The following is a 13,135-nucleotide window of genomic DNA, read 5'->3' as shown; positions in this document are numbered from 1 at the left end:
CCACCCTGGGTGGCCGGGAAATCACAATGCGTGATTTCGCTTTCAGCCCACACGAGACGAGGGCAGCATGGCGTTGGCGGCGAACCCCCTCAGCAAGTCGATCTGCCTGGCCGGCACGTTCGAGTCGGTGGGGGTGGCGCGGGGATTCGTCCGGGATGTGCTTGGGGAGGGGCATCCGGACATCGACGTGGTGACGTTGCTGGCGTCGGAGTTGACGGCGAACGCGGTGCGGCATTCGCGGTCGGGGCGGCGGGAAGGGGGGCGCCTGGTGGTGACGGTGGCCGTCGGAGACGCGGGCGTGCGGGTGGAGGTGGTGGATGAAGGAGCGGACGACACGGTCCCGGTGGTTGCGGGGCGGGAGGACGCGCTGAGTGAGGGAGGGCGGGGGTTGTGGCTGGTGCGGGAGATGGCCGCGGAATGGGGGTGGGCGGAGGACGGGGTGGGGCGTACGGTCTGGTTTCACGTGGGGGCGGACGGGGGTGGGCTGGTTGAGGAGGGGGATTGATGCGTGAGGTGGAGATCCAGGCGAGGATCACCGAAGCTCTGCTGGGCACGCTCACGGCCGCAGAGGGACGAGCCGGGGCCGGAGAGGATGTCTGGGGAACCGCGAATTCCTACCTGCTACGGCATCTTGCGGCGCACGCTGCGGTATGCGGAAAGCTTGAGAAGCTGGTGGATGACGCGGGATATCTGACACACGCCGATCCGGGGCACTTACTGACGGTGCTCGGGATGGTCGACGCCGGCACCCATCCGATGGTGCGCGCCTACTGGCGGGCCGCACATCACCTTCCCGACGCGGAACCGGTGGACCGGGCGAACATTCTGCACACGATCGCCGTACAGGATGAGCCGGAGGCCGCGCGGCGGCTGCCGGCGCCGGCAGGTCGTCCCCTCACCATCCGCTGGGCCAGGGGCAGGGACTCGGACTTCCATCGGACGCTCACCGGACACACCGACCGGGTGAAGGCGCTCGCCTTCACCACCCTTCCCGGCGGCATGCCCCTGCTCGCCAGCGGCGACAGTGACGGCGCGGTACGGCTGTGGGACCCGGCCACGACCGAGCTGCACACCACGCTCAGGGGGCATCGGGGCGCCGTGAACGCCCTGGCCTCCATCACGTTGCCGGAGAGGACTCTGCTCGCCAGTGGAGGATCCGACGAGACCATCCGGCTGTGGGACCCGGCGACCGCCGACGCGTACGCGATCTCCATGAGTCGCACCGGCCAGGTGACGGCGATGACCTTCATACGGATGCGGGGGGACGCGATACTGCTGGCCTCCGCCGACAACGACGGCGTCATCCGCCTCTGGGAACCCTTCACCGGAGCCTGCCATGCCACCTTCGCCCACTCCCCTTGGATAAGGACGCTGACCTCCACCGTCCTGCCGGACGGAAGACCGGTGCTGGTCAGCGGCGGCAACGATCACGACGTCCGGTTGTGGGACCTGGCGAGTGACACCAGCATGCTTCTCAGTGGCCACACGAACTCGGTGAGCGCGTCGACCTTCCTCACCTTGCGTGACGGCACCGTGCTGCTGGCGACCGCCGACATCATGGGGGGCATCCGGCTGTGGGACCCGGTGACCGGCAGACCCCATACCAAGTTGATCAACAGTACCGAGTGGGTGACCGCGCTCGCTTTCACCACCCTGCGGGACGGCACTCCCCTGCTGGCCAGCACGGGTTCCACCGGGGGGATCCGGCTCTGGAATCCGGGGGCCCCGACACCGCACACTACCCTCAGTGGTCATACCGACTGGGGAAACGCGCTCGCCTTCTCCACGCTGGACGATGGCAGCACGCTCCTGGCCAGCGCGGGGGACGACCACACCGTACGGCTCTGGGATCCCCTCACCACCGGCCGCGAGGGAACCTCCACCGGTTACACGGCAGGGGTCGAATCACTGGCTTTCACCGTCCTGCCGGATGGCGTCTCTCTACTGGCCGCTGAGGGCACCGGGGGGGACATCCAATTGTGGAATCCACGCGACGGCATTCCGACGGGCGTTCTCCAAGGCCACTCGACGTCAGTGCACGCGCTGGCTTTCGCCACCGTCCCCGACGAGACCCCGTTGCTGGCCAGTGTCGGCTCCGACGCGTCCCTCCGGCTGTGGAATCCGGTGACCGGCGCCTCCGACACCGTCCTCACCGGCCACACCGAGCCGGTGAGGTTGCTGGCCACCGCGACCCTGCCCGGAGCGGCGACGATCATGGCCAGCGCGAGCCGCGAGCACGCCCGTCAGGACGGAAAATCGAAGTACTCAAGCCTGATCCGCTTGTGGAACGTGGTGGGCCCCACCCCTTACGCCCAGTTCAGCCATAAGAACTCGGTGACCGCACTGGCCTTCATCACTCTCGAGGATGGAACCGTGGCCCTGGTCACGACCTGTACCGACCGCAAGGTACGGCTATGGGACCCGGTCACCACCAAGCCACGGGGGACCCTGGTCGGCCATACCGACGTCACCACGGCCCTGGCATTCAGCACCACGCTCCGCCTTCTCGCCAGCGCCGGCCACGACGGCACCGTGCGACTGTGGGATCCGGCCACAGGCGCGCACCGCGGCACCCTCACCGGGCACACCAGCTGGGTCATGGCGCTGGCGTTCACAACGCTCCCCGACGGCTCGACGATCTTGGCCAGCGGAGGGTACGACGGCACGATGCGGCTCTGGAACCCGCTGACCGGGCGGGCGTTGCACACGATGCCGGTAGGGGCCGGCGTGCACGCACTGGTGTTCGCCGGGCCGATGCTGGTGGCCGGGACGGGGCGGGGGATCGTCGCGTTCGACGTCGATCCGGGAGGTGTCTAGCAGGGGACGTCGAGCAAGGCGTCCAGGTCGTCCTCCGGGAGGCCGAGGTCGACGCGGATGCGGTAGCGGGTGCGCAGTAGTGCGTCGCGGGTGGTGCCGGCGTCCTCGCCGGACAGGATGCCGTCGGTGGCCCAGTCGTGGGCGGCGGAGAGGTCGCCGTAGGCCAGTAACGTCTCGGCTACGTGTAAGGCGGTCGAGGGGGAGACGGGTGGGGTGGACTTGATGGAGTCGATCAGTTCGCGGGCCTCGGCGGGGCGGTCCAGTTCGAACAGGGTGTCGGCGATGCCGGCCCGGGGGTCGACGCTCACCTCGCCGCCGTCCTCCAGGGCGCGCTGGTAGCACTCCAGGGCCCTGGCGGGCTGGCCGGCCTGGCGCCATTCCTCGGCCGCGAGGACCAGGATCGCGGCACGCGACACCTCTCCCGACGCGTAACCGCGGGCCAGGGCGTCGAGGCGGTCTGCCAGGGTGCCGTGGTCGTCGTTGAGCAGGGCCTGTTCCAGCAGCCGATCAAGCTGCTCACGCGTCACATGTGCCACAGGGACGAGATTACCGAGCGACGCTCGACTTTGCCGGGACAACGGCAGGCATTGCTTCGGTCGCGATTCGCACATGCTTGCGTACGCTCCGCGTGGCGTTCGAGACACGCGGGCATCTCCCCGTCGCCTGGAAGCTCACCCGTTCGAGGGAGCTGCGATGGACATCACCTGGCCGACCACCTTCGCCCTCGCCTGCGCCGCCATAACGGCCGCGGTCGTCCCCGGGACCATCGGGTACACCACGGCCCGTCTGGAGTCGGCCGACCGGCACCGCTACGAAGTGGTGCGATTGCGGGCCGATCTGCAGGCCGCCCGCCAGGCCGTCCAGCAGGTGTCGGCGACCTGCGGCCCGGAGGCGCAAGGGCAGTCCTGGGCACCGCCGTCCACGGACACGTGGTGGCCGCACGCCGGGCGGCGGCCGGGAAGCGGCGAATGATCCACATCCCGGCCGAGATCCGGGCCGAGGAGAGCCGGGAGCAGGAGGCCGCGGCGTCTCCGGTGCGCGAGGTGTGCTTCGTCGAGTCGGCCGGGTCATCGGAGCATTTCTGAGCCGCCGCCGTGACAAGGCCGGCTGAGCACCTCCAGCAGCCGCTCCGCGAACGCCCTCGGGTGGGTGATGGGACCGTTGTGCCCGCCGGGGAACTCCAGCGCCTCGGTGCCGAGCGCCTCGGCCAGCCGGTCCACGCACGCGCGGTCGAAGAACCGCGCCGAGGTGCCGCCGCCGACGGCGGCCACGATCGGCACCGGCGTGGCGGACAGCGTCTCGTCGTCCAGCTCGCAGCAGCGGATGGCAGGGACGTCATAGGTGAAGAAGTAGTGGAAGTTGGCGACGCGCTCCCTGGACAGCGGCGGCGGGAGCTCGGCGTCCGGCTCCCTGTCCTCGGTGGCGGCCCCGGTGATCTCGGCCAGCTGCTTGAACGCCGCGACCCAGCCCTCCTCGCGGTAGGTGCGCTGGAGGCCGTCCAGCATCTCTTCCGCGCCGGCCCGCCCGGCGGCCGGGAGCAGCCCGATCGCGGGCGGCTCGTGGGTGACCAGCAGGCGCACCCAGCGGGGGTGGCGGACGGCGAGGACCAGCCCGACCAGCCCGCCCATGCTGGAGCCGAACACCCGCGCCGGCTCGCCGGCCAGCGCGGACAGCAGGTGGCAGGCGTCGTCGGCGTGCGTCGTCATGGTCGGCACGACGAGGGAGCGCGGCGCCCCGGGCAGGGGGTCGTCCAGGGTGCTGCGGGACAGGCCGCGCCGGTCGTAGGTGATCACCATGTAGTGGACGGCGAGCCGCCGGACCAGATCGCCGGTGCGGCGGGCGTCCCCCTCGCCGCCCTGGAGCATCAGCAGCACCGGGCCGGAGCCGCGCGTCTCGTAGTAGATGCGCGCCCCCGGGACCTGCAGCGTCCCCGTCGTGACCACGTCCCTATACCTCCCCTCAGCAGGGAAGGTACCCACCTCGGGTCACCGTTCGGAGGGAACGGCCTCCAGGCCCGAGCGGCGGCGGGAGCGCTGCATGGCCTTCAGCTGGCTGAGGAGGTATTCGCGGATGAGGCGCTTGGCCTCGTCGATCAAGGGCTGGGCGCCCCGCGGGTCGCGGCGGAACGCCAGCGCCAGCACCGCGCCGCCCGCCTCGACGGCGACGGTGAGGGAAAGATCGAGCTCTTCGCTGTCGGCCATGCCGAAGTCGGCGAGCAGCAGCTCACGCAGCCGCGCGGCGATGACCATGTTGTTCTCGGACGCGGAGTCGAGCAGGTTGAGGTCGACCGCGTCGCCGAACCGCAGGGCGCGGAAACCTGGAACGGTCCTGTGCATGTCGACGTACTCGTCGATGATGGCGTCCACGGCGTGCCACCAGCGGGTGTGCTGCTCGTTCATGAAGCGTGTGCCGACCCGGGAGATGAACAGCTCCACGTTGCGCTGGGTCAGCGCCAGGGTGACCGCTCGTTTGTCCGGGAAGAATTGGTACACCGAGCCGATCGCCACCGCGGCGCGCTCGGCGATCCGCGTGGTGGACAGGGCGTCGTAGCCGGACTCGTCGAGCAGCTCGGCGCAGGCGTCCAGCATGCGCTCCACCCGGCGAGCGCTTCGGCGCTGGGAGGGTTGTCGGCGCAGAGGGTTCTGCTCGTCGTCGCACTGGTCGGATCGCTGGCCGGGCACAGCTTCATCTTGCCCTTTCATCGCCGCCCGGTCAGTCCTTCCGGCGCGGTTGTCTGATTGCGGCATCGTTTCGCGTGCGGCAAATCATTACATGGCCGTATTCGGACACGTCATCCCCGAAATCAGGGGTCGGCGTCGAGCCCGGCACAGGACCGCAGCGAGTTCCACGACGAGAGGGCGCTGCGCCGGGCCGCGCCGGTGAGCGGGATGGGGATGCCGCCGTTGATCCGCGCCGGGGTCCACTGATCCTTGAGCACCTTGCGGCCCTGGATGGTCAGGGTCAGCACGCCGGTGGCGCCCGTCTGCGGGCCGGAGTTGTAGAAGACGAAGTTGCCCATGCCGTAGTTGACGTAGCGGCCCTTGAGGTACCCGCTGCCGAGCAGGATGTGCGCGTGGCCGCCGACGATCACGTCGGCCCCCGCGGCGATCAGCTTGGGCGCGAGGCCGCGCTGCGCGGGGTTGGGGCAGCCCTGCAGCTCGGTGCCCCAGTGCAGGTGGACGATCACGGTGTCGGACGTCTTGCGCGCCTGGCGGACGGCCTGCAGCAGCCGGTCCTCCTCCTTGGCCGAGGCGAGGCCGCCCTTGCTGGAGGTGGCCGTCCACGACTGGATGAACTCGGCGTCCAGCACCTGGGTGGCGCCGATGATCGCGACGCGGTTGCCGTTGACGGTACGGCGGAACGGTTTGTACGCCTCGGCGGCGTTCCGGCCGATGCCCACGATGGGGAACTTGGAGCGGCGGATCGCGGCGAGGGAGTCGCGCAGGCCGGACTCCATGTAGTCCATGCCGTGGTTGTTGGCCATGGAGGCGACGTCCACGCCCGAGGCCTTCAGTGCGGTGAGCGCGCTCGGCGGCGCGCGGAAGGTGAACTGCTTGCCGGGGGCCGGGGTGCCGCCGGTGGTGATGGCGGTCTCCAGGTTGACCATGGCGAGGTCGGCGCGGCGCAGCACCGAGGCGATCGGCCCGAGCGCGGTGCGCGGGCTGGCGAGCCTGCCGCGCAGGGAGCCCTCGAAGTGCGTGTCCCCGCCGAAGGCGATGGTGAACGGCTCGCGGCGCGCCGCCTGCGGGGTCTTCTCCCCGCCCGGGGCGGTCGCGGAGGAGCCGCTCTTGGTGCCGGGGGACGACGACTCGGCCGGCGAGCACGCCGCGCCCGCCGCCACGACCGACGTGGCGAGCACGACGGCGGCCGTGCGGCGGGCGGACCCGGGGAGGATCGCCGTGCGCCGCTGGGGGGCCGGGGGCGGTATGGGTGGGCTGGGGTGACTTCTCATCGAACCAGAGCATGCCATCTTCCGCCCCTCGTTGGACACCACCCCACGGATGTGCAGGAACTTCGTCTAACTTGGACGATTCCTTTACTTGAATCATTCAGGTTTAGGTTCTAGGGTGGCATTTGTGGGGGATGCCGAACGACTTCGCGAGGCCGGGCTTCGGGTGACCGCGGCACGGGTGGCGATCATGCGGACGGTCCGGGACGGCGACCACCTCGACGTGGACGCCGTCCATCAGGGCGTGCGCGCCCTCGTCGGGCAGGTGTCCCTCCAGGCCGTCTACGACGGGCTGCACGCGCTGCACGCGGCCGGGCTGGTACGCAAGATCGAGCCGATGGGCAGCCCGGCACGCTACGAGGGACGGGTGGGCGACAACCACCATCACCTCGTCTGCCGCAGGTGCGGCATGGTGACCGACGTCGACTGCGCGGCCGGGGCCGCCCCCTGCCTCGACCCGGCGGACGCCGCGGGCTACCTCGTCGAAGAGGCCGATGTGATCTATTGGGGCATTTGCCCCAAATGCCGATCCCAACGCATTTAACGGAGTGTATGGGCAGTAGCCGCACTCTTTACCGACGAGCGATCCCGGAGGATTGCGCGATGACCGAACGGCCTGTCACGACGACGGACGCGGGCATTCCCGCGCCCAGCGACGAGTTCTCCCTCTCCGTGGGCCCCAACGGCCCCCTGCTCATGCAGGACCACTACGTCATCCAGAAGATGGCGCAGTTCAACCGGGAGCGCGTCCCCGAGCGCGTGGTGCACGCCAAGGGCGGCGGCGCGTACGGCGTCCTGCAGATCACCGAGGACGTGAGCCAGTTCACCAAGGCCGGCCTGTTCCAGAAGGGCAAGGAGACCGACCTCTTCCTGCGCTTCTCCACCGTGGCCGGCGAGCTCGGCAGCGCGGACACCCAGCGCGACCCCCGCGGTTTCGCGATCAAGTTCTACACCGACGAGGGCAACTACGACCTCGTCGGCAACAACACCCCGATCTTCTTCATCCGCGACCCGTCGAAGTTCTCGGACTTCATCCACAGCCAGAAGCGCCGCGCCGACACCCACCTGCGCGACCACAACATGCAGTGGGACTTCTGGACGCTGTCGCCGGAGTCGACGCACCAGGTGACCTTCCTGATGACCGACCGCGGCACCCCGAAGAGCTGGCGGAACATGCACGGCTTCGGGTCCCACACCTTCCTCTGGTACAACGCGGCCGGCGAGAAGTTCTGGGTGAAGTACCACTTCAAGACCGACCAGGGCGTGGAGAACTACACCGACGCCGAGGCCGGCGCCGTGATCGCCCAGGACGCCGACCACCACATCCGTGACCTGCACACCGCGATCAGGAACGGCGACCACCCGTCGTGGACGGTCAAGGTGCAGATCATGCCGTTCGAGGCCGCGGCGGACTACCGCTTCAACCCGTTCGACCTGACCAAGGTGTGGCCGCACGGCGACTACCCCGAGATCACCATCGGCAGGTTCACCCTGAACCGCAACCCGGAGAACTACTTCGCCGAGGTCGAGCAGGCCGCGTTCGAGCCCGCCAACCTGGTGCCGGGCATCGGCGCGTCCCCGGACAAGATGCTCCAGGGCCGCCTGTTCTCCTACCCCGACACCCACCGCTACCGCATCGGGGCCAACTACCTGCAGCTTCCGGTCAACCGGCCGAAGGTGCCCGTCCACAGCTACAACAAGGACGGCCAGATGCGGTACGCCAACTCCCCCGACCCGGTGTACGCGCCGAACTCCGCCGGCGGTCCCGTGGCCGACCCGTCGCTGTTCGCGGGCGAGAGCTATCAGGTCACCGGCGAGATCATCCGCAGCGCCTACGCCAAGCACGCCGAGGACGACGACTTCGTCCAGCCGCGCACCCTGTGGGAGAACGTGCTGTCCGACACCGACCGCGAGCACCTCGTGAGCAACATCGTAGGCCACGCGTCGGCCCCCGAGGTGACCGGCGACATGAAGAAGCGCGTGGTCGAGTACTGGACCAACGTCCACAAGGACCTCGGCGAGGGCGTCGCCGGCGGCCTCGGCATCGTCTGACCGCTCGCGGGGGACAGCCCGCGCTCCCAGGGTGAGAAAGGCCCGCCGCCACACCATGACGGCGGGCCTTCGCCTTGGCCGCCCGGCGGCGCGACACCGGCACGGGCGGCGGCGTGGAGGTGGGTGAGAGGCCGGGCCGAAGGCTGCCACCTGCCGGCCCGGCTGGGGGGTGAAACATATGCGTGCCACCGAAGGGCGTCGATGGCGGCACCACGGTACCAAGCCGGTTCCGGTTTCTCAGGGTTTGCCGCACCACGCTTCTCCGCATCCGCTCCACGGTTCCGCGCCCAGGGCTACAGTTCGCCACACTCATCCCACACGTGTGCACGGGGCACCTTCCCAGGGCGCGCCCGGCGGGCAAAGATGAGTCCATCGGACGAACTCAGGAGGCGCTCATGCGTACGGCGCACCGGACCTGCCCGCTGTGCGAGGCCGTCTGCGGCCTGACGATCACGCTGGACGACGGCGGCCGGGTGACGCGGGTGCGCGGCGACGACGCCGACCCGTTCAGCAAGGGCTTCATCTGCCCCAAGGGCGCGAGCCTCGGCCGGCTGGACGAGGACCCCGACCGGCTGAGCGCGCCGCTGGTGCGCCGGGACGGCGAGTGGCACCAGGTGAGCTGGGCCGAGGCGTTCGCGGCCGTGGAGCGCGGCCTGGCCGCCGTGCCGGGGCCGTCCCGCGCGATATACCTCGGCAACCCCAACGCTCACACCATGGCGGGCACGCTGTACGCGTCGCCGCTGGCCCGCTCCCTCGGCACCCGCCAGGTGTTCTCGGCCAGCACCGCCGACCAGATGCCCAAGCACGTGTCGGCGGGCCTGATGTTCGGCGACCCGCTGGCCATCCCGGTCCCCGACCTGGACCGCACCGGCTACCTGCTCATGCTCGGCGCCAACCCCCTGGAGTCCAACGGCTCGCTGTGCACCGCGCCGGACTTCCCCGGCCGCCTCAAGGCGCTGCGGGCGCGCGGCGGGCGCCTGGTGGTCGTGGACCCCCGCCGCACCAGGACCGCCGCGCTCGCCGACGAGCACGTCTTCGCCCGGCCGGGGACCGACGCCCACCTGCTGATGGGCATGGTCCACACCCTTTTCGCCGAGAAGCTGACCGACGTCCGGGTGCCGGTGAGCGGCCTGGACGAGCTGGAGGAGGCGGCGCGGAACTTCACACCCGAGGCGTGCGCGGCCGTGTGCGGCGTGCCCGCCGCGCAGATCGCCCGCCTGGCGCGGGAACTGGCCGCCGCGCCCGAGGCGGCGGTGTACGGGCGGATCGGCACCTGCACGGTGGAGTTCGGCACGCTCACGCAGTGGCTGGTCGACGTGCTCAACGTGCTGACCGGCAACCTGGACCGGCCCGGCGGAGCGATGTTCCCCCGCCCGGCGGCCGTGGGGCCGCGCCGCCGCAAGCCGTACGCCACCGGACGCTGGCACAGCCGGGTGCGCGGCCTGCCGGAGGCCAACGGCGAGCTGCCGGTGGCGGCGCTGGCCGAAGAGATCGAGACGCCCGGCGAGGGGCGGATCAGGGCGCTGGTCACGGTCGCGGGCAACCCCGTGCTGTCGGCGCCGGGCGGGGAGCGGCTCGACCGGGCGCTGGCCGGGCTGGAGTTCATGGTCAGCGTCGATCCCTACCTGAACGAGACCACCCGGCACGCGCACGTGATCCTGCCGCCGCCGAGGGTGCTGCAGTCCGGGCACTACGACTTCGCCCTGCTCGGGTTCGCCGTGCGCGACTACGCCCGCTACTCGCCGCCGGTGCTACCGATGGCCGACCGGCCGTCCGAGTCCGAGATCCTCGCCCGGCTCGCCATGATCGCCTCCGGGCAGGGCGCCGAGACCGACCCCGCGCTGCTGGACGAGCTGATCCTCGACCAGGCGCTGCGCGCCGCGGTGGGCACCCCCGGATCCCCCGTGGAGGGCCGCGACCCCGCCGAACTGCGGGCCATGCTGACCGGGACCACGGGCGCCGAGCTGCGCCTGGACGCGATGCTGCGCCTCGGGCCGTACGGCGCCTGGGGCGGGCGCCTGCCGTACGGCGACGGCGCTCAGGACGCGGACCTCGGCGCTCGGGACGCGGATCACGGCGCTCAGGACGCGGACCTCAGCGCTCAGGACGCGGACCTCAGCGCTCAGGGCGCGGATCACGGCGGTCAGGGCGCGGATCACGGCGGTCAGGGCGCGGACCTCGGCGGTCAGGGCGCGGGCTCCGGCGTGAACGGCACCGGCGCGGGGAACGGCTCCGGGTCCGGGGACGAGGGGCTGTCGCTGGCGACGCTGCGGGCGTATCCGCACGGGCTGGACATCGGGCCGCTGCGGGAGCGCCTCGGCGAGGTGCTGCGGACCGCGTCGGGGACGGTGGAGCTGGCGCCGGAGACGATCACGGCGGACGTGGCGCGGCTGCGGGACGCGCTCGGGCGGGAGGCGAGCCCGTTCGTGCTGATCGGGCGGCGGCATCTGCGGTCCAACAACAGCTGGATGCACAACGTGGCCCCGCTGGTGGGGGGCAGCAACCGGTGCACGCTGCAGATCCACCCCGCGGACGCCGCCGAGCTCGGGCTGACCGGGGAGGCGGTGGTGCGGTCCGCGTCCGGCAAGCTGACCGTCACGGTGGAGCCGACCGACACGATCATGCGCGGGGTGGTGAGCCTGCCGCACGGCTGGGGCCACGCCGGCTCCACCCAGGCGGTCGCGGCCGAGCACGCCGGGGTGAGCGCCAACGTGCTGACCGACGAGTCGGTGGTCGACCCGCTGTCGGGGAACGCCGTCTTCAACGGGGTGCCCGTCACCTTGGCCCCCGCCTGATCCGGCGGCGGCGCCTGGTGCGGTGTTTCCTCGGAGTGTCAGGGGTACGTCCCTTAGGCAAGAGGGGGCGAAAGTGGAGGAAACTTCGAATTCGATCAACTCACGGCGCCGCACACTCCGGGAGACCCTGGGGCTGGGGCGCATGTCGCTGCCGGCCGGGTTCACCGAACGCCTGGAGCATCTGGGCGCCCTCGACCGCATCACCCAAGGGCTGGCCAAGGCCGTCCGCCAGGTGCTGCCGTCCGGTCATCCCCTGCGGGACGTGCTGCACGGCGTGCCCACCGGGCATCCGCTGCACCCGCCGCTGGCCACCGTCAGCCTCGGCTGCTGGACCGCCACGGCGGTGCTCGACCTGATCGACGCCGATCCCCGGGCCGCCCGGGCCGTGCTGGTCACCGGCATCGCGGGCGCGCTGCCCGCCGCCGCCGCGGGGATCACCGACTGGTCGGTCCTGCACCGCGAGCAGCAACGCGTGGGTTTCGTGCACGCGGTGGTCAACCTCACCGCCCTGGGGCTGTACACCGGGTCGCTGTGGCTGCGCGTCACCGGACGGCAGCGGGCCGGGCGCACCTTCGGGTTCCTCGGCCTCGCCGCGGCCGGGGTGGGCGGCTTCCTGGGCGGCCACCTGGCGTACCGCATGACCGCCGGCCCGTCGCACGCCGAACCGCTGACCCACCTGGTCCCACTCGGCTGGCACGACCTGTGCCGCCTGTGGGACCTGCCCGACGGCCGCCCCGTGACCCGCCGCCTCGGCTACATCCAGCTGTTCGTCCTACGCCACGGCGCCCACGTCAAGGTACTGGCCGACCGCTGCTCCCACCTGGCCGGCCCCCTGCACCAGGGCCGCCTGGTCCTGGAGAACGACGAGGCCTGCGTCGTCTGCCCCTGGCACGGCAGCGTCTTCCGCATAGAAGACGGCGCCGTAGTCCACGGCCCCGCCACCTCCCCCCAACCAGCCTTCGAGGTAAACGTCCGCGGCGACGGCGTAGTCCAAGTCCGCCCCCGCCAAGGCTGACCCCCCGCCTAAAGACGCCGGAGCAGCCCCACCACCAGAGCCCCACCGCCTCGTAATACCGGCAGGTCCGCCACCAGGGCTGACCCGCCACCCGACGACACCGACGGCGGACCCCCACCGCCCCGTGGCCCCACCGCCCCGTGGCCCCACCGCCCCGTGGCCCCACCGCCCCGTGGCCCAGTGGCCCCGTGGCCCGGCAGGCCCGCCGCCCCGTCGAGCTCGTCTGAGAGCGGCGCCGGGTCGGCGGGACGGTGTACGGCGAAACCGGCGCCTTCATACGGCGGGACACCGGCCAACAGAACACCTAGCGGTGGAACACCATGAGCCCGGCACGACCCGGGGATACGGAGGTGGCCCCGCCGCCCCGCCGCCCGCCGGCCCCGTCGAGCTCGTCTGAGACCGGCGCCGAGTCGGCGGGACGGTGTACGGCGAAACCGGCGCCTTCATACGGCGGGACACCGGCCAACAGAACACCTAGCGGTGGAACACCATGAGCCCGGCACGACC

The 13,135-nt window shown here is 71.2% G+C and carries 11 protein-coding genes; 7 read left to right on the top strand and 4 right to left on the bottom strand.

The features are described 5' to 3' along the window. Positions 1–67: 67 nt before the first annotated feature. On the top strand, positions 68–505 hold the full coding sequence (locus ACFP1K_RS00165; RefSeq protein WP_380745728.1) for an ATP-binding protein: 438 nt from the start codon (positions 68–70) through the stop codon (positions 503–505). Beyond that, complete coding sequence (locus tag ACFP1K_RS00160) at positions 505–2,817, top strand: WD40 repeat domain-containing protein (protein ID WP_380745726.1); 2,313 nt, start codon at positions 505–507, stop codon at positions 2,815–2,817. Before ACFP1K_RS00165 ends, ACFP1K_RS00160 begins: the two co-directional genes overlap by 1 nt. Here the strand turns inward: ACFP1K_RS00160 and ACFP1K_RS00155 are convergent. Beyond that, positions 2,814–3,353, bottom strand: coding sequence for a tetratricopeptide repeat protein (locus ACFP1K_RS00155; RefSeq protein WP_380745722.1), 540 nt, complete (start codon positions 3,351–3,353; stop codon positions 2,814–2,816). The genes ACFP1K_RS00160 and ACFP1K_RS00155 overlap by 4 nt on opposite strands. Positions 3,354–3,510: 157 nt before the next feature. Between ACFP1K_RS00155 and ACFP1K_RS00150 the strand changes: the two genes are divergently transcribed. Further along, positions 3,511–3,789 carry a hypothetical protein gene (locus ACFP1K_RS00150; protein ID WP_380745717.1) on the top strand — a complete coding sequence of 93 codons (279 nt, stop codon included), beginning with the start codon at positions 3,511–3,513 and terminating at the stop codon, positions 3,787–3,789. A 95-nt stretch (positions 3,790–3,884) separates the two neighbouring features. Here the strand turns inward: ACFP1K_RS00150 and ACFP1K_RS00145 are convergent, their stop codons facing one another. The 3 genes from ACFP1K_RS00145 to ACFP1K_RS00135 all read right to left on the bottom strand — a co-directional run bounded on the left by ACFP1K_RS00145 (position 3,885) and on the right by ACFP1K_RS00135 (position 6,769). Then, the gene (locus ACFP1K_RS00145) at positions 3,885–4,760 is read right to left on the bottom strand and encodes an alpha/beta fold hydrolase (protein ID WP_380745714.1); all 876 of its coding nucleotides are present in this window, start codon (positions 4,758–4,760) and stop codon (positions 3,885–3,887) included. A gap of 42 nt (positions 4,761–4,802) precedes the next feature. Continuing rightward, entirely contained in the window at positions 4,803–5,405 is a 603-nt protein-coding gene (locus ACFP1K_RS00140; RefSeq protein WP_380746238.1) for a TetR family transcriptional regulator, read from the bottom strand. A gap of 215 nt (positions 5,406–5,620) precedes the next feature. Continuing rightward, positions 5,621–6,769 (bottom strand): CapA family protein, encoded by a 1,149-nt coding sequence (locus ACFP1K_RS00135; RefSeq protein WP_380745711.1) that lies wholly within the window; start codon positions 6,767–6,769, stop codon positions 5,621–5,623. 124 nt (positions 6,770–6,893) lie between these two features. Between ACFP1K_RS00135 and ACFP1K_RS00130 the strand changes: the two genes are divergently transcribed. The 4 genes from ACFP1K_RS00130 to ACFP1K_RS00115 all read left to right on the top strand — a co-directional run bounded on the left by ACFP1K_RS00130 (position 6,894) and on the right by ACFP1K_RS00115 (position 12,628). Then, a complete protein-coding gene (locus ACFP1K_RS00130) occupies positions 6,894–7,310 on the top strand; it encodes a Fur family transcriptional regulator (protein ID WP_380745708.1) in 417 nt (138 codons plus the stop codon). A gap of 59 nt (positions 7,311–7,369) precedes the next feature. After that, on the top strand, positions 7,370–8,818 hold the full coding sequence (locus ACFP1K_RS00125; protein WP_380745705.1) for a catalase: 1,449 nt from the start codon (positions 7,370–7,372) through the stop codon (positions 8,816–8,818). A 395-nt stretch (positions 8,819–9,213) separates the two neighbouring features. Further along, entirely contained in the window at positions 9,214–11,613 is a 2,400-nt protein-coding gene (locus ACFP1K_RS00120) for a molybdopterin-dependent oxidoreductase (protein ID WP_380745702.1), read from the top strand. 142 nt (positions 11,614–11,755) lie between these two features. Further along, positions 11,756–12,628 (top strand): Rieske 2Fe-2S domain-containing protein, encoded by an 873-nt coding sequence (locus tag ACFP1K_RS00115; RefSeq protein WP_380745699.1) that lies wholly within the window; start codon positions 11,756–11,758, stop codon positions 12,626–12,628. Positions 12,629–13,135: the final 507 nt, after the last annotated feature.

Origin of the sequence: Sphaerisporangium aureirubrum (assembly GCF_042658925.1) — a bacterium.
Classification (GTDB): domain Bacteria; phylum Actinomycetota; class Actinomycetes; order Streptosporangiales; family Streptosporangiaceae; genus Sphaerisporangium; species Sphaerisporangium aureirubrum.
The sequence above is the reverse complement of the archived record's forward strand: the minus strand, read 5'-3'. Positions and strand labels throughout refer to the sequence as shown.

Bases quoted from the DNA above. Each gene is read 5' to 3' on its own strand.
- ACFP1K_RS00165 (WP_380745728.1), top strand. From the start codon at position 68: ATGGCGTTGGCGGCGAACCCCCTCAGCAAGTCGATCTGCCTGGCCGGC.
- ACFP1K_RS00150 (WP_380745717.1), top strand. From the start codon at position 3,511: ATGGACATCACCTGGCCGACCACCTTCGCCCTCGCCTGCGCCGCCATA.
- ACFP1K_RS00115 (WP_380745699.1), top strand. From the start codon at position 11,756: ATGTCGCTGCCGGCCGGGTTCACCGAACGCCTGGAGCATCTGGGCGCC.
- ACFP1K_RS00160 (WP_380745726.1), top strand. From the start codon at position 505: ATGCGTGAGGTGGAGATCCAGGCGAGGATCACCGAAGCTCTGCTGGGC.
- ACFP1K_RS00135 (WP_380745711.1), bottom strand. From the start codon at position 6,769: ATGAGAAGTCACCCCAGCCCACCCATACCGCCCCCGGCCCCCCAGCGG.
- ACFP1K_RS00120 (WP_380745702.1), top strand. From the start codon at position 9,214: ATGCGTACGGCGCACCGGACCTGCCCGCTGTGCGAGGCCGTCTGCGGC.
- ACFP1K_RS00125 (WP_380745705.1), top strand. From the start codon at position 7,370: ATGACCGAACGGCCTGTCACGACGACGGACGCGGGCATTCCCGCGCCC.
- ACFP1K_RS00140 (WP_380746238.1), bottom strand. From the start codon at position 5,405: ATGCTGGACGCCTGCGCCGAGCTGCTCGACGAGTCCGGCTACGACGCC.